This window comes from Roseburia yibonii, from assembly GCF_014297335.1.
In the GTDB taxonomy this organism is placed as follows: Bacteria; Bacillota; Clostridia; order Lachnospirales; family Lachnospiraceae; genus Roseburia_D; species Roseburia_D yibonii.
In genome coordinates this window covers 37,423-58,439 of sequence record NZ_JACOQH010000003.1, presented here as the reverse complement: position 1 = coordinate 58,439, position 21,017 = coordinate 37,423, and the positions used below count along the sequence as shown (strand labels likewise).

General features: G+C 47.1%; 18 protein-coding genes and 4 tRNA genes. 19 read left to right on the top strand and 3 right to left on the bottom strand.

Features of this window, described 5'->3' with window-relative positions; translation table 11 throughout:
- From tilS to H8Z76_RS05120, 8 genes are all read left to right on the top strand, one after another.
- A complete protein-coding gene (tilS, locus tag H8Z76_RS05155) occupies positions 1–1,353 on the top strand; it encodes a tRNA lysidine(34) synthetase TilS (RefSeq protein ID WP_147618268.1) in 1,353 nt (450 codons plus the stop codon).
- Positions 1,350–1,874: a hypoxanthine phosphoribosyltransferase gene (gene hpt / locus H8Z76_RS05150; protein WP_022516540.1), complete on the top strand. Its 525-nt coding sequence runs from the start codon at positions 1,350–1,352 to the stop codon at positions 1,872–1,874. Before tilS ends, hpt begins: the two co-directional genes overlap by 4 nt.
- Before the next feature lie 19 nt (positions 1,875–1,893).
- Positions 1,894–3,726: an ATP-dependent zinc metalloprotease FtsH gene (gene ftsH, locus H8Z76_RS05145; protein ID WP_330594954.1), complete on the top strand. Its 1,833-nt coding sequence runs from the start codon at positions 1,894–1,896 to the stop codon at positions 3,724–3,726.
- Between the two features lie 407 nt (positions 3,727–4,133).
- Positions 4,134–6,230: a glycoside hydrolase family 13 protein gene (locus H8Z76_RS05140; protein ID WP_186981855.1), complete on the top strand. Its 2,097-nt coding sequence runs from the start codon at positions 4,134–4,136 to the stop codon at positions 6,228–6,230.
- A gap of 69 nt (positions 6,231–6,299) precedes the next feature.
- Positions 6,300–6,381: transfer RNA gene (locus H8Z76_RS05135), tRNA-Tyr, on the top strand.
- 327 nt (positions 6,382–6,708) lie between these two features.
- Positions 6,709–7,062, top strand: a complete 354-nt coding sequence (locus H8Z76_RS05130; protein ID WP_022516544.1) for a PadR family transcriptional regulator — start codon at positions 6,709–6,711, stop codon at positions 7,060–7,062.
- Positions 7,049–8,038, top strand: coding sequence for a permease prefix domain 1-containing protein (locus tag H8Z76_RS05125; RefSeq protein ID WP_186981854.1), 990 nt, complete (start codon positions 7,049–7,051; stop codon positions 8,036–8,038). Before H8Z76_RS05130 ends, H8Z76_RS05125 begins: the two co-directional genes overlap by 14 nt.
- 12 nt (positions 8,039–8,050) lie before the next feature.
- The gene (locus H8Z76_RS05120) at positions 8,051–8,815 is read left to right on the top strand and encodes a DUF4097 family beta strand repeat-containing protein (RefSeq protein WP_186981853.1); all 765 of its coding nucleotides are present in this window, start codon (positions 8,051–8,053) and stop codon (positions 8,813–8,815) included.
- Between the two features lie 89 nt (positions 8,816–8,904).
- Here H8Z76_RS05120 and H8Z76_RS05115 read toward each other — a convergent pair whose 3' ends face one another.
- Positions 8,905–9,906 carry a LacI family DNA-binding transcriptional regulator gene (locus H8Z76_RS05115; RefSeq protein ID WP_147618272.1) on the bottom strand — a complete coding sequence of 334 codons (1,002 nt, stop codon included), beginning with the start codon at positions 9,904–9,906 and terminating at the stop codon, positions 8,905–8,907.
- A 352-nt stretch (positions 9,907–10,258) separates the two neighbouring features.
- On the opposite strand from H8Z76_RS05115, the gene H8Z76_RS05110 reads away from it, so the two are divergent.
- From H8Z76_RS05110 to H8Z76_RS05080, 7 genes are all read left to right on the top strand, one after another.
- Positions 10,259–11,557: an extracellular solute-binding protein gene (locus H8Z76_RS05110; RefSeq protein WP_186981852.1), complete on the top strand. Its 1,299-nt coding sequence runs from the start codon at positions 10,259–10,261 to the stop codon at positions 11,555–11,557.
- A 126-nt stretch (positions 11,558–11,683) separates the two neighbouring features.
- The gene (locus tag H8Z76_RS05105) at positions 11,684–13,063 is read left to right on the top strand and encodes a carbohydrate ABC transporter permease (protein WP_022515843.1); all 1,380 of its coding nucleotides are present in this window, start codon (positions 11,684–11,686) and stop codon (positions 13,061–13,063) included.
- A complete protein-coding gene (locus H8Z76_RS05100) occupies positions 13,063–13,938 on the top strand; it encodes a sugar ABC transporter permease (protein WP_147618275.1) in 876 nt (291 codons plus the stop codon). The genes H8Z76_RS05105 and H8Z76_RS05100 overlap by 1 nt, the downstream gene beginning before the upstream one ends.
- Before the next feature lie 185 nt (positions 13,939–14,123).
- Entirely contained in the window at positions 14,124–15,764 is a 1,641-nt protein-coding gene (locus H8Z76_RS05095; protein WP_186981851.1) for an alpha-amylase family glycosyl hydrolase, read from the top strand.
- Between the two features lie 130 nt (positions 15,765–15,894).
- A tRNA-Phe gene (locus H8Z76_RS05090) sits at positions 15,895–15,967 on the top strand.
- A 4-nt stretch (positions 15,968–15,971) separates the two neighbouring features.
- Positions 15,972–16,042: transfer RNA gene (locus tag H8Z76_RS05085), tRNA-Gly, on the top strand.
- Between the two features lie 15 nt (positions 16,043–16,057).
- Positions 16,058–16,130: transfer RNA gene (locus H8Z76_RS05080), tRNA-Gly, on the top strand.
- Between the two features lie 142 nt (positions 16,131–16,272).
- Here the strand turns inward: H8Z76_RS05080 and H8Z76_RS05075 are convergent.
- Positions 16,273–16,566: a hypothetical protein gene (locus tag H8Z76_RS05075; RefSeq protein ID WP_022514695.1), complete on the bottom strand. Its 294-nt coding sequence runs from the start codon at positions 16,564–16,566 to the stop codon at positions 16,273–16,275.
- A gap of 64 nt (positions 16,567–16,630) precedes the next feature.
- The gene (locus H8Z76_RS05070; RefSeq protein WP_186981850.1) at positions 16,631–17,707 is read right to left on the bottom strand and encodes a glycosyltransferase family 2 protein; all 1,077 of its coding nucleotides are present in this window, start codon (positions 17,705–17,707) and stop codon (positions 16,631–16,633) included.
- 156 nt (positions 17,708–17,863) lie between these two features.
- Here H8Z76_RS05070 and H8Z76_RS05065 point away from each other — a divergent pair, with 156 nt between their 5' ends.
- The 4 genes from H8Z76_RS05065 (at position 17,864) to H8Z76_RS13565 (ending at position 20,993) form a co-directional block, all read left to right on the top strand.
- Complete coding sequence (locus H8Z76_RS05065) at positions 17,864–18,820, top strand: DMT family transporter (RefSeq protein ID WP_186981849.1); 957 nt, start codon at positions 17,864–17,866, stop codon at positions 18,818–18,820.
- Complete coding sequence (locus H8Z76_RS05060) at positions 18,817–20,016, top strand: class I SAM-dependent rRNA methyltransferase (RefSeq protein ID WP_022514698.1); 1,200 nt, start codon at positions 18,817–18,819, stop codon at positions 20,014–20,016. The genes H8Z76_RS05065 and H8Z76_RS05060 overlap by 4 nt, the downstream gene beginning before the upstream one ends.
- A gap of 178 nt (positions 20,017–20,194) precedes the next feature.
- On the top strand, positions 20,195–20,794 hold the full coding sequence (locus H8Z76_RS13570; protein ID WP_243240439.1) for a Fic family protein: 600 nt from the start codon (positions 20,195–20,197) through the stop codon (positions 20,792–20,794).
- Complete coding sequence (locus H8Z76_RS13565) at positions 20,787–20,993, top strand: hypothetical protein (RefSeq protein WP_243240437.1); 207 nt, start codon at positions 20,787–20,789, stop codon at positions 20,991–20,993. The genes H8Z76_RS13570 and H8Z76_RS13565 overlap by 8 nt, the downstream gene beginning before the upstream one ends.
- Positions 20,994–21,017 lie beyond the last annotated feature (24 nt).

Sequence of the window (21,017 nt, the reverse complement as noted above, 5' to 3'; positions counted from 1 at the left end):
ATGATTTTACAGAAGATGTTATCTTTTATGGAAAAATATCATATGTTAGATGGATGTAAGACGCTTGTGATCGGAGTTTCCGGCGGGGCGGATTCCGTCTGCCTCCTGCTTTTGCTGGAAAAGGTCTGCAAAGAGCGGGGGATTCTGCCGGTCGTTGTGCATATCGAGCACGGGATCCGTGGAAAAGAGAGTCTTTCCGATGCCGCGTTTGTGGAAAACCTCTGCAAACAGAAGGATATCTTGTTTCACCGGTTTTCCTACGCGGTGGAAAAGATTGCGAAAGAGAGCGGAGAATCAACGGAGGAAGCGGGAAGACGGCTCCGCTATGATACGTTTTTTCAGGTGGCGGAGCAGTATGAGCAGGCAAAGATCGCGGTTGCGCACAACGAGAACGACCAGGCGGAGACCGTGCTCTTTCATCTCGCGCGTGGAAGCGGCATAAAGGGGATGGGCGGCATCCCGCCGGTGCGCGGCAATATCATCCGTCCGCTCCTTGGCGTGAGCCGTGCTGAGATCGAGCAGTATTTAAAAGAGGCGGGACAGCCGTACTGCACCGACAGTACCAATGCCCTGGATATATACGCGCGCAACCGTATCCGCCATGAGGCACTGCCGTCTTTAAACGGCGTGAACGCGCAGGCGGTTTCCCATATCGGGCAGGCGGCGGAGGAGTTCTCCGAGGTCTTTGCGTACCTTGAGGCGCAGGCCAAGGAAGCGGAAGCGCACTGTGTGAGAGACGAAAGGCAGGGCGCACGGATCGGACAGGAAGCGTTTTGTGCCTGCCCGGTGATCCTGCAAAAGCAGATCGTATACGATCTGCTCGGAAGGCTTGCGGGAGCCAAGAAAGATATCACCAGAGAACATGTTGCCCAGGTGCTTGCGCTGATGGAAAAACAGGTGGGCAGAAAAATCTCACTCCCGTTTGGACTTGTCGCGGCAAGAACCTATGAAGGAATCCGGATCGGGCAGGAGAAAGTGCAAAAAAAGGAAGGAAATCGAAAGGAAGAGGCGTTTGCCTTTCGTATTTTCTCAAATAATCCGAAAATTGGTGAAATTCCGAAAAATCAGTATACGAAATGGTTTGATTATGATAAAATAGAACATGGTACCCAAATTCGGACGAGGCAGGAAGGCGACTTTTTTGTCCTCGATGAAAAAGGTGGAAAAAAGAAGCTGAAAAGCTATTTTATCGACGAAAAGATCCAGAGTGAAGAGCGTGACCGGATCCCGCTTCTTGCGGATGGCAGCCACATCCTCTGGATCGTCGGTTATCGCATCAGCGCTTACTATAAAGTGACGAAGGATACCAGAAGAATTTTAGAAGTACGATATGATGGAGGAATGAAAAGATGAGTGAATCAGTTCGCGTAATGCTGCCGGAGGAAAAGGTGAACCAAAGGATCGCAGAATTGGGCGAAGAAATCAGTAAGGAATTTGCGGGAGAACCGGTGCATCTGATCTGTATCTTAAAGGGATCGGTATTTTTTACCTGTGAGCTCGCGAAGCGGATCACGGTTCCGGTGACCATGGATTTCATGACAGTATCCAGCTACGGTTCGGGAACAACATCCAGCGGAAATGTCAAGATCAAAAAGGATCTCGACGAGGACATTGCCGGAAAGAACGTGGTCGTGATAGAAGATATTATTGATACCGGAAGAACACTTGCGTGTCTTCTTGAAATCTTAAAAGAAAGAAATCCGAAAAAGTTAAAGCTCTGTACACTGCTTGACAAGCCGGATCGACGGATCGCTGACGTGAGTGTGGATTACACCGGATTCGTGATTCCGGATGAATTTGTTGTGGGATATGGTCTGGATTATGATCAAAGATACAGAAACCTTCCATATGTCGGTGTTTTAGATCTGGGCTAGGAAAAAAGGAGGTTTTTGGGTGAAGAAAAATTACAGAGGATTCGGCTTTTACATTGTGCTGATCTTGGTTGTGATCGGAGTCTGGTACCTTTTGGATTCCAATCAGGGCGTGAATAACAATTACACATACGCGCAGTTTGAGGAAAATTTAAAAGACGGAGATATCTCCTCCGTAAAGATCGATCAGAACAGAGAGATACCGACCGGTATTTTGGAGATCACGCTTGCGAACGGAACCAGCCAGAAATTGTATGTTTCCGATGTCAACGCGGTACAGGATCTGCTGCTTCAGTATGATCAGGATTACCGTATGACGGATGTGCCGGCGGAGAGCTGGCTGATGTCGCTTCTGCCGCTGCTTCTGGTGTTTGGAGCGATGTTCATTTTGTTCATGATCATGAACAACCAGGCGTCGTCCGGCGGAAGCAACAGCAAGATGATGAATTTCGGCAAGAGCCACGCGAAGATGACGGTGGATTCTGATAAGCGGGTAACCTTTGCCAATGTGGCGGGACTGCAGGAAGAAAAAGAGGAACTTGAGGAGATCGTTGATTTCTTAAAAGAGCCTGGAAAATACACGCAGCTCGGCGCGAGGATCCCGAAAGGAGTGCTGCTTGTAGGCCCTCCGGGAACCGGTAAGACCCTGCTTGCGAAGGCGATCGCCGGCGAAGCGGGAGTGCCGTTTTTCAGCATTTCCGGTTCGGATTTTGTAGAGATGTTTGTCGGTGTCGGCGCGTCCCGTGTGAGAGATCTTTTTGAGGAAGCAAAGAAAAACGCGCCGTGTATCGTGTTCATCGATGAGATCGACGCAGTGGCAAGACGCAGAGGAACCGGCATGGGCGGCGGTCATGACGAGCGTGAGCAGACGTTGAACCAGTTACTTGTCGAGATGGACGGATTCGGCGTAAACGAGGGAATCATCGTGATGGCGGCGACCAACCGTGTGGATATCTTAGATCCGGCGATCATGCGTCCGGGACGTTTTGACCGCAAGGTACATGTCGGCAGACCGGATGTGGGCGGAAGAGAAGAAATCTTAAATGTTCATATTAAGAACAAACCGATCGGGGATGACGTGGACTTAAAGCAGATCGCGCAGACAACCGCAGGATTTACCGGTGCGGATCTTGAAAATCTGCTCAATGAATCCGCGATCATCGCGGCAAAGGAGAGGCGCTCCTATATCACACAGGATGATATCAAGCGTTCTTTCGTCAAGGTAGGGATCGGCACGGAGAAACACAGCCGTATCATTACCGAAAAAGAGAAAAAGATCACGGCGTATCATGAATCGGGTCATGCGATCCTGTTTCATCTGCTGCCGGATGTTGGACCGGTTTATTCCGTATCCATCATTCCGACCGGAGCCGGTGCTGCGGGATATACCATGCCGTTGCCGGAACGGGATGAGATGTTTAACACCAGAGGACGTATGCTTCAGGAGATCACGGTAGATCTCGGTGGACGTGTCGCGGAAGAACTGATCTTTGACGATATCACGACCGGGGCTTCCCAGGATATCAAACAGGCAACGGAGCTTGCGAAGGCGATGGTTACCAAGTACGGAATGTCGGAGAACATCGGTCTGATCAATTATGACAATGACGATAATGAGGTATTTATCGGAAGAGATCTTGCGCATACCAGAGGATATGGCGAGAATGTGGCGTCAAGGATCGATGAGGAAGTAAAGCATATTATCGATGAGTGTTACGCGAGAGCGAAAAAGATCATAGATGAAAATATGGATGTGCTTCACAGATCGGCAGATCTGCTCCTTGAAAAAGAAAAGATCAGCCGTGAGGAATTTGAGGCGTTGTTTGACGAAGAAGGTACGAAAAAAGAAGACTGACAAGAAAATGACACAAATATTTTTCCTGCTTGTATAATTTACAAATGAGAAAACCACATATGAGACAAAAGTACCATACAAAATTTACAAAAACAAGTACAGCATTTTGTGATGTTTGTGCACACTTATGGCGGGAATAATGGTACTATAATATTCGTAAAAACCCCCCAATACATTATAGAGTTTTTGCTACACCCCATAGTAAAAATACCTTCTCCTAAAAGAGACAGCTGATCGACAGGCTGTCTCTTTTACTGTCTGAAAATAAAAAATCCCCGGAAAGTAATTTTTGTATAGAATAATGGTGGAAAAAAAAACATAATTATATTATGATAGGAAACATGGCGCGAAATAGAGCCGTAATATTGAAAAAATAACACGAGAAGATGGAAATGGCAGGTAGAGGAATGAAAGATCAATCGGTATATGAATTGAATAAGACTCAGCAGTATATCATGCAGATGCGTCCGGTACTGCATAAGCGGGCACTGTTCTGTGACGGAACCGCGGATTACAGAAAGCCAATGGAGCCAAAGGCAAATGAAATGGTGGAGATCCGGTTCCGGACGGCGAAAGACAATGTGGACGCAGTGCTTCTGTGGGCGGATGGCAAAGAGCATCCGATGCAGAAAGTAGAGACGGAAAATGAGTATGATTACTACGCGGTAAAAATACAGCTCGGAAGAGAAAAATTCCAGTATTATTTTGAAGTGATCACCGGAATGTTACACTGTTACTACGATCGTTATGGCGCGACGAAGGAAAAATCCGAGCATCCGTTTACGATCGTGCCGGGATTTTCAACGCCGGACTGGGCAAAAGGCGCGGTCATGTATCAGATCCTCGTCGATCGCTTCTACAATGCGGATCCGACCAATGACGTGGTGGACAATGAGTATTTTTATATCCGTATGCCGAGCAAAAAAGTGGAGACCTGGGAAAAATGCCCGGAAAACTTCAGCGTGGATGAGTTCTACGGCGGAGATCTCGCGGGTGTACTCGAAAAGATGGATTATCTCGAAGAACTTGGCGTGGAAGTCATCTACTTTAATCCGCTGTTTGTCTCCCCGTCCAATCACAAGTATGATATCCAGGATTATGACAACATAGATCCGCATTACGGAAAGATCGTTGTCGATGAGGGAGAGATACTACCGGATGGCTGCCATGATAACAGCAAGGCGACCAAATACATTTCGCGCGTGACGGATCCGAGAAACTTAGAGGCGAGCAACGAGCTGTTCCGCCGGGTGGTCGAGGAAGCGCACAGGCGTGGAATGAAAGTCATTCTGGACGGTGTGTTCAACCACTGCGGATCTTTCAACAAATGGATGGACCGCGAGGGACTTTATACAGACCGCAATATTTACGAGCCGGGCGCTTATCTTTCGGAAGACAGCCCGTATCGTGACTATTTCGCGTTCACGGATGAACGCAGCTGGCCGAAAAATACCACTTACGAAGGCTGGTGGGGCTATGATACACTGCCGAAATTGAATTACGAGGGATCGGAAACACTTTATCAGTATATTTTAAAAATAGCGAAAAAATGGGTGTCCGCGCCGTACAACGCGGATGGATGGCGTCTGGACGTGGCGGCAGACCTCGGACACAGTCCGGAGGTAAACCACAAATTCTGGCAGGATTTCCGGGACGCAGTCAAGGAAGCGAACCCGAATGCCATTGTCCTGGCGGAACACTACGGCGACGCGAGCGCATGGCTTCAGGGAAATGAGTGGGATACCATCATGAACTATGACGCGTTTATGGAGCCGCTCACCTGGTTCTTAACCGGTATGGAAAAGCACAGTGACGAGCGCAGGGAAGAAAAAGAAGGGGATATCCGGCTGTTTGAGGAGAGTATGAAGCGCGGAATGAGCACGATGATGACCCCGTCGATCTTATGCTCCATGAATGAGCTGTCCAACCACGATCATTCAAGATTTCTGACAAGAACCAATCACAAGGCAGGACGCGCGGAAGGACTTGGCACGCAGGCTGCGGAAGATGACATAAACAAAGGCGTATTCCGGGAAGCGGTCGTTGTCCAGATGACCTGGCCGGGCGCACCGACGATTTATTACGGAGACGAGGCGGGACTGTGCGGATTCACCGATCCGGATAACCGCAGAACCTATCCTTGGGGCAACGAGGATAAAAACCTGATTGAATTCCACAAGGCGATGATCCGGATCCACAAGAGCAGTGAGGCATTCCGCACCGGATCGGTCAAGCTTTTGAGCGGCGGCGGAAATCTTTTGTGCTTCGCGAGATTTAACCGGGAAGACCAGTTTATCATCGCGGTAAATAACGATGACCTTGCGAGACATCTCGGAATCTCTGTATGGGGAGCCGGTATGCCGAAAAACTGTGAACTTGAGCAGATCATGTTTACAAACGAGGGCGGATATTCCGTGGTTCCGGTCACCTATCAGGTAAAGAACGGACATTTAAACCTTACGATGCAGAAGCGTTCCGCGATCGTTTTAAGACGTAAAAAATAGCTTGCGTAACCATGTGAGCTATGCTATAATATATTATTGTCAGGGCGTGTGAGACATTGCACTGACCATGGATGGATTCCCGAGTGGCCAAAGGGGACAGACTGTAAATCTGCTGCAAATTGCTTCGGTGGTTCGAATCCACCTCCATCCATTCACAGAATAAGAACGAAAAAGGATATTGTCCAATGTGGGCAGTATCCTTTTTTTGAATCATAGGAAATTCCTTCCTATGATTCAAAAACGCTCCGCGGGGATGCGCAGCTCGCGGAGATGAAGTTTATGTTGAACATACCGCTCGCGCGCGAAAGTGTGCGGTAAGCGCACACTTTATTTTAATGGCGACGAGAAAAAATAAAAAACTACTTGACCTGTCGTAGTAGTCGTGCTATGATTACTCCATCAGAAGTAATACGACAGACGTAGTACGACAGACATAATACGACAGGCGTAATACAAAATGGGGAAAGAAGGAGGAATTATGACAGAGATCAGCAGTGATGTCATTCGCGGTTACAATGACACGATCATTTTGTATCTGCTCTTGAAGGAACCGTCCTATGGTTATGAGATCTCAAAGAAGATCCGTAACCTGTCCGAGGATAAATATGTGATCAAAGAGACGACACTTTATTCCGCGTTTACGCGTATGCAGAAAAACGGTTACATCGTATCCTTTTACGGAGACGAGACCGGCGGAAAGAGAAGAACCTATTACCGGATCACGGAAAAGGGCAGAGCGTATTATTATGAAAAGTGCAAGGAATGGGTACTGACCAAAGATGTGATTGAGAAATTTATAAGCAGGGAGGAATGCGGGAATGGAGACAATTAGAAACTATCTTGAGACGATGTTTTTGAATCTGCCGGGAACGCCGGAAGTAATGCGGGCAAAGATGGAACTCGGACAGATGATGGAGGATAAATACAACGAACTGATCGCGGAAGGAAAAATGGACAATGAAGCGACAGGGATCGTGATCTCCGAATTTGGAAATTTGGAGGAACTGGCGGAAGAGCTTGGGATCCTCGACTATATGAAAAAAGGAAATTTTGAGAAGAGAGAGACGGTAAAGATGGAGACGGTCAGGAGCTTTATCGCGGAAAAGACCCGTTCATCGGTGCGCATGGCGATCGGTGTGCTGTTTTGTATTTTGAGTCCGGCCGGATTCATTTTCTTTCAGGCGCTCACAGTGAGCAAGGGAATGTCCGGTGGCGCGGCGGAAGCGGCAGGATTGCTTTTATTCTTCCTTTTAGTAGCGGCAGGAGTTGGATGCATCGTTTATGACTGTGTCCGCATGAGCAAATGGCAGTATTTAAAAAAGGATGAACTGGTCATGGACTTCGCAACAGAAGCCTATGTGAGAGAACAGCGGGAAAATTTCCAGCCGACTTACGCACTTTACATTACATTCGGCGTGGTTTTCTGCATTATAAGCGTGATCCCGTCGGCAGTCATTGGAACGTTTTTGTATGATTCTGTTTTTCTTAACGTTCTTTCCGGCGCGTTTGTCCTTATTTTTGTGGCGATCGGCGTGATGTTTTTCATTATGGGAGCAAAGCGGAAAAGCGGATACGAAGTGCTGCTTGCGATCAATCCGGGAGCGGGTGAGAATGGCGTCCGGGAGGATGAGGAGCCGCAGAGTGAACTGGAGCGGAATGTAATGTCTGTGTACTGGCCGACTATCGTATGTCTGTATCTGATCTGGAGCTTTTTGACCATGAGCTGGCACATCACCTGGATCATCTGGCCGATCGCCGGTGTCATGGAACATGTGGTGCGCATCATATGCAGGGAGATCAGGCGATAAAGGAGGAGAAGCATGAAAAGAGCGATTTATTTAAGCGTACTTGTGGTCATCACCGTGGGATGCATTCTGTGGCGTGTCGGCAGTGACGTGTTTGGATGGTTTTACAGTGGGGATGAGACGGAACAGGGAACGGAAGTGTCATTGGAAGGAACACAGGTACTGGACGCATTTTCAGAGATCCGTGTGGAGTCCGATGTGATGGATGTCACGATACAGAAAGGAACAGATTACAGCTTAAGCTATCGTACAGCAGGGAAGAACAAACCGGCCTATTCCGTAAAGGACGGCGTGTTAAGCGTCACACAAAAACAGCAGAAAAAACACTGGAATCTTGGCATGGTATCGAACAAGTCGGCGGCTATGACCATTACCGTGCCGGAAGATGTGGCACTCAAAGACGTGGATATCACCTCAAATGTCGGAGATGTGGATATAAACGGGATCGTCACGGAAAGGTTTGAATGTGAACTGGATGTCGGGGATATGACGGCGAAGAACGCAGAACTGGGTGAGAGCACGATAGATGCCGATGTCGGAGATGTTAAGATTGACAAAGTAAAGGCGAAAAACCTTGATGTGACGGCGGATGTCGGAGATATTGAGGCAGCGCTCGTCGGGGAAAGTGATGCGTATGATATTTCCTTTGACTGCGGTGTCGGGGAAGCGACATTAAACGGAGAAAACGTAAAGAAAAATACGCAGATCCATGCTGCGGACGCGGAGGGAAAGATCGAACTGTCTGCGGATGTCGGAGACATTGACGTGTCGATAGAGTGAGCGTGACCTGCGCATAAAAAATCAGGATTTCCAAAAGACCGGCGCGGTCGGACGGAAGTCCTGACTTTTTATTTCATCTCTGTTCTCTGTTAAGAAATGTTTTCGCGTTTCTTCGTGGAGGCGCGGGCAATCAGCTGCGGACGCATCAGTGTACGGCTGATCGAGACATCACGCATCAGGGAATGCAGGGTGTAATAGCCGCATTTTCCGAGCTCCGCGCGATCCTGACGTACCGTGGTGAGCGGCGGGTTTAACTGTGCCGAGATCGGCAGATCATCAAAGCCGGTCACGCTGATATCTTCGGGAACCGAAAAGCCATGTGCCTGGCATTCCGCGATCACGCCGGAGGCGATCAGGTCACTTCCGCAGAGAATGGCGGTAGCGCCGTTTTCCAGGAAATGCGATACATGGTATTTGGCGCTTTCCGGTACATAATAGCCCTGACCCATCAGGTTGCGGTCCGGTGTGAGATGGTGGCTTTCCATGCTGCGCAAAAAAGCCTGCTCACGCTGGTCGGATACCAGGGAATACGGAGAACCGTTCAAAAAAGCGATGCGCGTATGACCAAGTTCGGCGAGATGCGCGACCGCGAGATCGATGCCCTCGTAGTTGTCCGTGCCGATGTAGCTTACATGGGGATTCTTTGGAATATAGTTGTCTAAAAGAACCGTAGGGATCGTGGTGGATGAAAACTGCTCCATCCAGTCATCCTGCAGCGCGAAACCAAGTAGAAACGCGCCGGAGTAACCGTTCTTTAGCATATAGACGTCATAGCGTTCCTTCTGCTGCAATTCCGGAGTGACCGGGATCACCGTGACGTCCCAGTTGTCGCGGAGTGCCGCCTGCCGGAAACCGAGAACCAGCTCGTAACCGAACTGTGCATCCGATTCGTATGACATGTTTTCAATGAAAATGCAGAGCCTTTTGTTCTGCTCCCTGCGCATCCGCTTGGATCGATACCCCATTTCGATCGCAGTATCCAAAACCTGCTGCCGGAGTTCGTCGCTGATGTCGCTCGCACCGTTGATCCCTTTGGAGACGGTGCTGACAGAAATACCAAGCCGATTGGCGATGTCTTTGATCGTAACCATATCTTTTGTTCCCCCATTGTTGAATATAAGAATTATAAAGAAAAAATGTATGGTTTGCAAGCAATAAACAATTATTTTCGAAAAAAATCGGGAAAACACCTGTCAAAATGCACAAATACGGACAAAGAAAAACAGTAAAAATGCCGGAAATAAATAAAAACAGACCAAAAAGAACGCATTTTCATTGACAAATCGAAAATGCAGATATAGAATTACTTAAAGAACCGAAAATTTACGAAAAAGAGTACTGCAAGCGCAGGCTTTTTTTTAAGGGTATATGGAAACGTTACCACGAACCGGAATCCGCGTAAATTTCGGTATCTATTTTAGAAAAGGAGAGGAACAAAAAACTATGAAAAAGAAAGCATTATCATTATTTCTTGTAGCAGCAATGGCAGCATCTATGGCTGGTTGCGGAAGCAAAGACACAAACACAGCTGCAACAGACAACGGAACAGCAGATTCCGCAGCATCTACCGAAGCAGGAAGCGCTTCTTCCGATGAGGAAGCATGGTCCGGTACCCTTACCGTATGGAGCCCGCAGGAAGATCAGGACAGCGGCTGGCTGAAAGAGCAGTGTGACGCGTTTAACGAAGCACATCCGAACTGGGATATCACATTTGAATATGGGGTATGTGCGGAAGGTGACGCAAAGACGACCATATCCACAGACGTTGAATCCGCGGCAGATGTATACATGCTTGCAAATGATAACATTCCGGATCTTGTTTCCGCGAATGCACTTTCCGAACTTGGCGGAACTTACCTTGATCAGGTAAAATCCACAAACTCGGACACGATTGTAACATCTGTTACATATAAAGACAGCGTATACGCATTCCCGTTCACAAGTAATACTTGGTTTATGTATTATGACAAGAGCGTATTTACCGATGACGACATCAAGAGCTTTGATACAATGCTCTCCAAAGGAAAGGTTTCCTTCCCGTTATCCAACTCCTGGTATATCCAGGCATTCTACGCTGGAAACGGATGTACATTATTCGGTGATGGTACTGACGAAGCAGCAGGCATCGATTTCGGTGGAGACAAAGCAGCAGCAGTTACCAATTACCTTGTAGATTTAGTAGCAAACCCGAACTTTATCAACGATCAGGATGGAGCTGGTATCGCAGGTCTGCGTGATGGTTCTGTAAACGCGATCTTCTCCGGTTCCTGGGATGCAGCATCCGTAAAAGAAGCACTTGGTGACAACTATGGTGTAGCAGCGCTTCCTACTTTTACCGTTGATGGAAATGAATGCCAGATGAAATCCTTCGCAGGTTCTAAAGCAATCGGTGTAAACCCGAACTGTGAGAATCCGCAGGTTGCCATGTCTCTTGCAGCTTACCTTTCCGGTGAAGAAGCACAGCAGGCACACTATGATGAGAGAAATATCCTCCCGTCTAACACCAATATTACACTGGCCGACGATCCGATCGCAACAGCTACCGCAGATGTACTGGATCACTGCTCTATCATGCAGCCGATCGTATCCGCAATGGGCAACTACTGGTCACCGGCTGAAAACATGGGCAAGAACCTGATCGCAGGCGATGTTACACATGACAATGCGGCTGAGAAGACAGAAGATATGAATACCGCAATGAACACAGATGTTGCAGCTGACGCTGAGGAAGCTACAGAATAATCTGATTTCCGATAAGTTAATAAGTAACAACAGATATTCCAGGATGCCTTCTGGTATCCTGGAATATCTATGAAATTATTTATTCGCAGCGCGAGCTGGTTTTTTAAAATCAAGGAGGCCCGAAAAGTGAAAAAGGCTGGGAAAAAGAAAAGAGTAAGTGAGTTTGCAACCGAATATACGCTTGCAAACGCAGCAAAAAAGGGGGATATCGTAACAAAGTTATCTTTCCTTATTATGGGATTGGGGAATATCGTACATAAACAGGTGGTAAAAGGACTTATGTTCCTTGGTGTGGAAGTACTTTACATCTGGTTTATGGTAACATCTGGTTTCTACAATTTATCAATGCTTCCATCACTGGGATGGAGAGAACAGGAAAAGGTCTGGAACGAACAGAAGAGCGTTTATGAATATACAGCAGGAGACCAGTCATTACTGCTTCTGTTATATGGGTTAGCAACAATTTTTATTACAGTATGTTTTATCGCAGCGTGGAAAGAAGCGGTTACAAGTTCTTACAAATCCGAAGTCCTCGCGAAAAACGGAAAACACTTAAATACATTTAAAGAAGACTGCAAGAGTTTGTTAGATCAAAATTTATATAAATTATTGATGGCAGCACCGCTCGCGGGAATCCTTATTTTTACGGTATTACCGCTTATCTTCATGATCACGATGGCATTTACCAATTACAGTAAGGTAAAGGATCATCTGACTCTGTTTGACTGGGTGGGTTTTGCCAACTTCAGAAAGATTTTGAACTTCAATGACAGTATCGGAAAGACATTCTATTCCGTACTGGTATGGACGATCGTATGGGCACTCTTCGCAACAGCGTTAAACTATATTCTTGGTATGATCCTCGCAATCGTCATCAACCGTAAGGAAACACACGCGAAGAGCTTCTGGAGATTCTGCTTTGTACTGTCCATCGCAGTACCGCAGTTTGTATCTTTGCTTATCATGCGTACCATGTTACAGCCGACCGGTATCGTAAACACATTGCTGTTAAAATACGGTCTGATCGACAAGGCACTGCCGTTTTTCACCAGTCCGATGTGGGCACGAGTAACGGTTATCGTTATCAACCTCTGGGTAGGTATTCCTTATACCATGCTTCAGGTAACCGGTATCTTACAGAATATCCCGGGTGAACTTTACGAAGCGGCAAAGATCGATGGTGCAAATGCGGTGCAGACGTTCTTTAAGATCACACTGCCGTATATGCTGTTTGTCATGACACCGTATCTGATCACACAGTTTACCGGAAATGTCAACAACTTCAACGTCATCTTCCTTCTGTCCGGCGGAAATCCTACTCCGGTGGAATCCACAGCAGGAAAGACCGATCTTCTTGTTACCTGGCTGTATAAGCTGACGATCGAGAAGAACTACTACAACCTCGGCGCGGTAATCGGTATTATGACCTTTATCGTACTCGCAATCGTTGCGCTTGTTACTTACCGCAACACGACATCCTATAAAGATGAGGAGGGATTCATGTAATGGCAGCACAGAATAAAGTTTCCGGTTCGAAAGTAAAAAAGAAAGTGGTCAATGTCATTGTTCATGTCATCCTTGCAATTTTGGCATTTATCTGGCTGTTACCGATTATCTGGGTAATCTTAACCAGTTTCCGTGGAGAGAAAGGTTCTTATGTAACATCTTTCTTCCCAAAGACATACACATTGAACAACTACAAAAAGTTATTTACGGATACCAGTATCCTGAATTTCCCGCAGATGTTCTTTAATACCTTTATCATCGCGATCTTTACCTGCATCATCGCAACGATCTTTGTCCTTTCCGTTGCGTACTGTATGTCAAGAATGCGTTTTAAGATGAGAAAACCGTTTATGAACTTCGCAATGATCCTCGGACTGTTTCCGTCCTTCATGTCCATGATCGCTGTTTATTATATCTTAAAGGCAATCGGGCTTTCCGAAGGCGCTATGATCCGTATTGCATTAATCATCGTGTACTCAGCGGGAACCGGTGTCGGATTTTATGTGGCAAAAGGTTTCTTTGATACCATTCCAAAGGCACTCGATGAAGCCGCGATCATCGACGGAGCGACCAGATGGCAGGTATTTACCAAGATCATCGTTCCGCTCAGCAAACCGATCATTGTTTATACGATCATCACATCTTTCATGGGTCCGTGGCTGGACTTCATTTTCGCGAAAGTTATCTGCCGTGCGGACGCAAAATACTATACCGTATCGATCGGTCTTTGGAAGATGCTCGAAAAGGAATACATCGATGGATGGTACACCTGCTTTGCGGCGGGAGCTGTTATCGTTTCGATTCCGATCGCGATTTTGTTCCTTGCAACACAGAAATTCTATGTAGATGGAATGAGTGGCGCGGTAAAAGGCTAATAAATATCAGGGCTGTCTCCGGTTGCGGGACAGCCTTATTTTTGAATCATAGGAAATTCCTTCCTATGATTTAAAAACGCTCCGCGGGGATGCGCAGCTCGCGGAGATGAAGTTTATGTTGAACATACCGCTCGCGCGCGAAAGTGTGCGGTAAGCGCACACTTTATTTTAATGGGAGAAGGAAAATGAAGGCAAAAAGAAGAATACAGGCGCTTGTCCTTGCGCTTGCGCTGCTTGTAACCGGTGTATTTGCGGGAACCGGAAAGGAAAAAGAAAAAGAGCCGGAGATCATCGATGATAAATACCGGACCTACTATGAGGTGTTTTTATACAGCTTTTCAGACAGCAATGGGGATGGGATCGGAGATATCAGAGGGCTGATCGATAAACTCGATTATATCAATGACGGAGACGATACGACCGATACGGATCTCGGATGTAACGGGATCTGGCTTATGCCGGTCATGCCGTCTACGACCTATCACAAGTATGACGTGACGGACTATGAGGATATTGACGCGGAATACGGCGATCTGGATGACTTTAAGGAGCTGGTCACGGAGTGCCATAAGAGGGGCATCCGGCTGATCATCGACCTTGTGATGAACCATACGTCGTCAAAGCATCCGTGGTTTGAAGCGGCATGTGACTATATCGAGGGACTCGGAGGGGCAGAGCCGTCAGAGGCGGAATGTCCGTATTTTGGCTATTACAATTTTACGAGAGAGCCAAAGGGCGATGTTTACTATGAGGTGGGTGATACAGGCTGGTATTATGAAGCGCAGTTCTGGAGTGAAATGCCGGATCTGAATCTGGAAAATCAGGCAGTGCGGGATGAATTTGACGGGATCACATCCTTCTGGATGGATCTTGGCGTAGATGGTTTCCGCCTGGACGCTGCGGGGGAATATGAGACCGGACAGACGACAAAGAATATCGAGATCCTCTCCTGGTTTCATTCCATGGTAGAGGAAAAGAATGCGGATGCCTACATCGTGGCGGAGGTGTGGCAGGATCTGGATACCTATGCGAAATATTATGAGAGCGGGATCGACAGCTGCTTTGATTTCGCGTTCGCAAATGCGGATGGGATCATTGCAGACAGTTTAAAGAAGACCGCCGGTTATAATGCTTCTTCCTATGGAAATGCGGCTGCCAACGTGCAGAAGAAACTGGCGGCTTACAATGCGGATTATATTGATGCGCCGTTTTACACAAATCATGACATGGCGCGCAGTGCCGGATATTATTCCGGTGATTACAGCGAAAACATGACAAAGATCTCCGGCGCGATGAATCTGTTCATGAGCGGAAATGCGTTTCTGTATTATGGAGAAGAGCTTGGCATGAAAGGCTCCGGCAAAGATGAAAACAAGCGCGCGCCGATGTACTGGAGTGATGCCGGGGATGGAAAAACGGCGGAGGGCATGTGCCACGGGCCGGAAGGCATGGATGCCATTAAGATGAAATATGGAAGTCTCGAGGAACAAAAGGACGACCCGGATTCTGTATATAATTTTTACCGTGCGGTCATAAAACTGCGCAATGCGTATCCGGAGATCGCAAGAGGACAGGTGGCATTTTTAAAAGACCTTTCGGATGAGAATGTCTGCGTGCTCAAAAAGACCTGGAATGACAGAGAGCTTGTGATCGCGTTTAATCTGTCCGAGCAGGCGGAGACGGTCGATCTTTCGGATGTAACATTGAATGGCAGGGAAGGTACCAAAATGAGCCTTGGCGGAGCACTTACCACTACGGATGAAGAGATCGGATTTTCCGGCGGAACGTTGTCACTGCCGGCATATTCGGTGGCGATCCTGGAATAGCAGCGGCCTTTACCGGGGATTTTTCCGGCAGATCCCCGGTAAAGAAAAAATATAAAAAAGTTGGAGAAAAATCCTTGACAAAATGAAGCTCTTCCTGTAAAATTATTTTTGCTGTTGGAAAAACAGGAATGCCTGGTTAGCTCAGTTGGTAGAGCAGAGGACTGAAAATCCTCGTGTCTCTGGTTCGATTCCGGAACCAGGCATTGCGCGGGTGTAGTTCAATGGTAGAACACCAGCCTTCCAAGCTGGATACGTGGGTTCGATTCCCATCACCCGCTTTGCTATAAGCAAATGCGATAGTGGCGTAGTTGGTAACGCGCGACCTTGCCAAGGTCGAGACCGCGGGTTCGAGCCCCGTCTATCGCTCTCATTTATTAAAAGAAGCTTCGTGGAAGCTTCTTTTTTTATGTCAGGGTGACGGGGCTCGAACAAGTTCTCGCGTCTCCGCTCCGCTGCGGTCGGCGTAAGGCCGAGGTCCCCCGGACCTCGTGCGCCGACTGCTCGCATTTTAAAGAAAGCAGATAAAGATCATCATAATACCAAGGAAGGCTTCAGTGACAGAAATACCGATCACCTCCCGCTTTTTTACGTTATCCCAGTCAATATAACAGGGAGTCATCTGCTGATGGCTCATGCTCTGATACGCGCAGTAAATATGTCTCCATTTTTTCTTATATCCATAAGCATTCCAGATGGAGAAGAACAAAATGAGCATTCCAGCCACGGCATAATGCTGTAACATGAGCGGGATCAGTACCACAAGAGGACCGTAGCGGTACAGACAGGCAAGTGCTTTGATCATATGGAAATCCTCCGGTTAATGATATGAATCCATGATAGACCAGAAAAAATAAAAAAGCAACGGATCATTCTTCCGGCAGTTCCCACGCCTCGCTCTGCGCAAGATAGTCGGATGCGGCGTTCAGGTAGGCGGAAATTTCGGCATCCGTTTTCTGCCCACGGGAAATTTCCGCAAGCGCGCGGTAGGAATCCGAAAGACGGGCGAGTGGAAGATTTCCGGAGCTTCGCGCGTTTAAGATACTTTCGGCTTCAAAAGCGGCATGGTAAAACCAGAGAATCGCAGTGTCAAACTGTTTCTTTTCAAAGAACCATTCCCCAATCTCCATGCAGGCTTCGGCGCTCGGCGTGGTCAGCATATCATCCAGACTGAATTTTAAGATCGACGGAAAGTCATCCGTGATGCGTGCCGTGTGGAGGAGTACCAGCGCTGCCTTTTTTGCAAGCGTCGCATTTGCCGGTTCGTTGGCGGCAGGAGAGGCGAGATACGCGCGAAATATCGGAGCTGCATCTGCAAAATCCGTGTCGGAACCGGAAATAAAAAGTTCTTTTGCATACATGTCAAAGATCTTATTTGAGAGGATCCCGTCTTTCTGATACGCCTGTCTGAAGATGGAAAAATCCCGATTCTGGTGCGGAGCGGGCGGCATATGCAGAATTTCCACGTCACTGTCAAAGACCACCGGGTCTAAACGCACGGTCTCATGGATCGGATCGACCCAGGTGAAGGGGCGCAGTCTTTTGTAAAGCTTTGGCCGGTATTCTTTTTTGAAATTTAAGACGGTGTTAAAATCCGTTTTCGTCACATATTTCATCTGGACGATCTCAATTTCCGGGAGCAGACACTGCTTTAACCGGAGAAAACGTGTGCGGTTTGTCTCGTCTAACATTTCGTCCGAATCGGCGGCGTAGATATAGTCCATATGAGCCTTGGAAAAAGAAAAATTCCGTGCGGCGGAAAAATCACTCTCCCAGGGGAAATCATAGATCTGACTGGTATAACGCGCGGCGATCTCTTTGGTGCGGTCAGTTGAGCCGGTATCCACAATGATGATCTCGTCCACCAGATCCCGGACGGAGTCCAGACATCGCGCAAGCACGGTCTCCTCATTTTTTACGATCATGCAAAGACTGATGGTAGCCATAAAGAACCTCCTTTTAAGGAAAACATTTTAAATCTAGCACAATTATAGCAGAATCCAGATCTTTTTGAAGCATTTTGGTGGAAAAAGTAGTACAATGGAACACAGGACATTTTAAGAGATGAAGTTTGACCGAAAAAAGAAAGGTATTCTGGATTTATGGAAAAGAAGAAAAATACAAAAGAAGAATTTATGACAAAGACGATCGTAGTGTGGCTTGGCGCACTGCTCTGCTGTGGGCTTTGGGGAAGCGCGTTTCCCTGTATCAAGATCGGATATCAGATGTTTGCGATCGGCGCGGAGGATACGGCATCACAGATCCTGTTTGCCGGTTACCGTTTTACGCTTGCCGGAATTCTTACTATTATAATAGGAAGTGTTTTAAACCGCGGCGTGCTGATCCCGAAGCGTCAGGCATTTGGGAAGATCCTCTGGCTCTCCATGCTTCAGACCGTAGGACAGTATCTGTTTTTCTACATCGGGCTGGCGCATACGACGGGAGTAAAGGCATCGATCATTGAGGCGGTCAATGTATTTGTCGCGATCCTCGTGGCAAGCCTTGTGTTTCATCAGGAAAAACTGACGGCGGATAAGATCGCCGGCTGTGTGATCGGTTTTGTGGGCGTGGTGTTAGTCAATCTGACCGGGAGCGGACTGGACGCGACATTTTCCTTTCTCGGAGAAGGATTTATCTTTTTATCGACCGTTGCCTATGCATTTTCCTCGGTGTTCTTAAAGTGGTATTCCAAAACGGAAAATCCGGTGCTTTTAAGCGGGTATCAGTTTGTGCTCGGCGGGATCATCATGAGTGTATGTGGTTTTCTGATGGGCGGAAAAGTGATGGGATTTCATGCGGCATCAACGGCAATGTTAATCTACCTTGCGCTTATCTCAGCGGTTGCGTACAGTCTGTGGGGAATTTTGTTAAAATATAATCCGATCTCGCGCGTGGCGGTATTCGGTTTTATGAATCCGGTATTTGGCGTGATCCTATCGGCACTTTTATTAAACGGAGAAAAACAGACACTTGGGATAAAAAGCGTGATCGCGCTTGTATTTGTATGCGCGGGCATTTATATTGTAAACAGAGAAAAAAAGACAGGAGAAAAAAGATGAGAGCAGTTGTTACATTAAAAAAGGGTGAAGGAAGAACCATTAAAAGCGGCGGGCTTTGGGTGTTTGATAATGAGATCGATTCTGTGATGGGCGGTTTTGAAAACGGCGATCTGGTGGATGTCCATGATTTTGACGGATATCCGATGGGCATCGGTTTTATCAACCGAAATTCGAAGATCCGTGTCCGGATGCTGACCAGGGACGCGAAGCGTGAGATCAATGAGGAATTTTTCCGGATGCGGATCGAGCGTGCGTGGGATTACCGCAAAAAGACCGTGGACACGTCAAGCTGCCGTCTGGTATTTGGTGACGCGGATTTCCTGCCGGGGCTGGTCATTGATAAATTTTCAGATGTTCTCGTTGTGCAGTCGCTTGCGCTCGGCATTGACCGCTATAAGGAACTGATCGTGGAGCTCGCGAAAGAGACACTTTTAAAAGACGGGATAAAGATCCGCGGCGTCTATGAGCGCAGTGACGCGAAAGAGCGTGAAAAAGAGGGAATGGAGCGCATCAAGGGATTTATCGGTGAGCCGTTTGATACCAATGTTGAGATCGTGGAAAATGGCGTAAAATATATCGTGGATGTGAAAGACGGACAGAAGACCGGATTTTTCCTGGATCAGAAATATAACCGTCTGGCGATCCAGAAACTCTGCGGCGGCGCAAAGGTACTCGACTGTTTCACACACACGGGTTCGTTTGCCTTAAATGCCGGGATCGCCGGGGCAAAGAGCGTGCTCGGCGTGGACGCGTCCGAGCTTGCGGTGCGCCAGGCAACGGAAAACGCGGCGTTAAACGGTCTTGGTGATACCGTACATTTTCAGTGTGAGGATGTCTTTGAACTGCTTCCGGAGTTAGAAAAAGGCGGGGAGAAATTTGACGTGGTCATCCTTGATCCGCCGGCGTTTACAAAGTCCAGAAGCTCTGTAAAAAACGCGGTCAAAGGCTATCGCGAGATCAATCTGCGCGGCATGAAACTGGTAAAAGACGGCGGCTATCTTGCAACCTGCTCCTGCTCCCACTTTATGACGTATGAGCTTTTCACCAAGACCATCAATCAGGCGGCGCACAATGTGCATAAGCGTCTGCGCCAGGTGGAATTCCGCACACAGGCACCGGATCATCCGATCCTCTGGGCGGCGGACGAGTCGTATTATTTGAAGTTTTACATTTTCCAGGTCGTGGAGGAGATGTAGAAGAGAAATAGTGAAAAATAGTGTAAAAATAATGAAATTTTAAGATATATCACAGAGATTGAGCATAACAGATATAAAGTATCATCGGTAAAGCTGTCCAAAACAGTCATGAACAGACTTCGCAAAAATTCGAAGAAAAAAAAGTTCTTATGCTTCAAATAAAATTGAAGGCAATCCATTGTCGGAAAAACAGGTGGATGAAGTAATAGAACGCGATGAAAGAAAGCATTATCTGAAACCGGAGCAGGAGGTACGGAATTATTTTCTGGCTTTGAATTTCCTGGAGGAAAAGGTAAGCAAAAAAGAGAAGTTTTCCCAAAAGCTTATTTTAGATGTGCAAAAATTGGTGGAAAAGGGTGCTTCCAAGGAGAAAATCGGACTCAGAGGCCCCATGCCGCCCGGCGTGCTGTTTGCGGTATATGATTCTAAAACAGGAAATCCTGATTATATTCCACCGGAATATTGCGATATTCCCGGACTACTGGATGAGTTGGTGGAGTATGTAAATACAACGGATGACCACCCTCTGATCGTGGCAGCAGTTGTACATTATCAATTAGTGACAATACACCCGTTTGAAGATGGTAACGGAAGAACTGCAAGACTGTTATCCGGTTATATTATGGATTTGAACGGCTACGGATTTAATGGTATCGGATCGTTGGAGGAGTATTTTGCATATGATATTGACGAGTATTATGAATCCATTCAGATGGGACTCCCTGCATTGTATTATTCCGGAAGGGAGAGAAAAGGAACTGTTACAATTTTTGATTAAAAACTATCGAGGAGAGTTTACTCCGATTGAAGTCAGCAGAGAATTGTCGGTAACAAATAAGACGATTATTAACAGACTGGCGGTCCTGGTAAAAAATGGATTTGCGGTTTCTATATTAGTCAATGAGAGAATCCGCTCCTATGAATTAAGTGAATTTACCAGGGATCATGAAAAAGAGATTATGAAAATTATCAGTTGAAAATTTATACGAAATGAGGAATAA

Coding starts and splice junctions, on each gene's coding strand:
- tilS (WP_147618268.1), top strand. CDS start 1: ATGATTTTACAGAAGATGTTATCTTTTATGGAAAAATATCATATGTTA.
- hpt (WP_022516540.1), top strand. CDS start 1,350: ATGAGTGAATCAGTTCGCGTAATGCTGCCGGAGGAAAAGGTGAACCAA.
- H8Z76_RS05140 (WP_186981855.1), top strand. CDS start 4,134: ATGAAAGATCAATCGGTATATGAATTGAATAAGACTCAGCAGTATATC.
- H8Z76_RS05130 (WP_022516544.1), top strand. CDS start 6,709: ATGACAGAGATCAGCAGTGATGTCATTCGCGGTTACAATGACACGATC.
- H8Z76_RS05125 (WP_186981854.1), top strand. CDS start 7,049: ATGGAGACAATTAGAAACTATCTTGAGACGATGTTTTTGAATCTGCCG.
- H8Z76_RS05120 (WP_186981853.1), top strand. CDS start 8,051: ATGAAAAGAGCGATTTATTTAAGCGTACTTGTGGTCATCACCGTGGGA.
- H8Z76_RS05115 (WP_147618272.1), bottom strand. CDS start 9,906: ATGGTTACGATCAAAGACATCGCCAATCGGCTTGGTATTTCTGTCAGC.
- H8Z76_RS05110 (WP_186981852.1), top strand. CDS start 10,259: ATGAAAAAGAAAGCATTATCATTATTTCTTGTAGCAGCAATGGCAGCA.
- H8Z76_RS05100 (WP_147618275.1), top strand. CDS start 13,063: ATGGCAGCACAGAATAAAGTTTCCGGTTCGAAAGTAAAAAAGAAAGTG.
- H8Z76_RS05095 (WP_186981851.1), top strand. CDS start 14,124: ATGAAGGCAAAAAGAAGAATACAGGCGCTTGTCCTTGCGCTTGCGCTG.
- H8Z76_RS05075 (WP_022514695.1), bottom strand. CDS start 16,566: ATGATCAAAGCACTTGCCTGTCTGTACCGCTACGGTCCTCTTGTGGTA.
- H8Z76_RS05070 (WP_186981850.1), bottom strand. CDS start 17,707: ATGGCTACCATCAGTCTTTGCATGATCGTAAAAAATGAGGAGACCGTG.
- H8Z76_RS05065 (WP_186981849.1), top strand. CDS start 17,864: ATGGAAAAGAAGAAAAATACAAAAGAAGAATTTATGACAAAGACGATC.
- H8Z76_RS05060 (WP_022514698.1), top strand. CDS start 18,817: ATGAGAGCAGTTGTTACATTAAAAAAGGGTGAAGGAAGAACCATTAAA.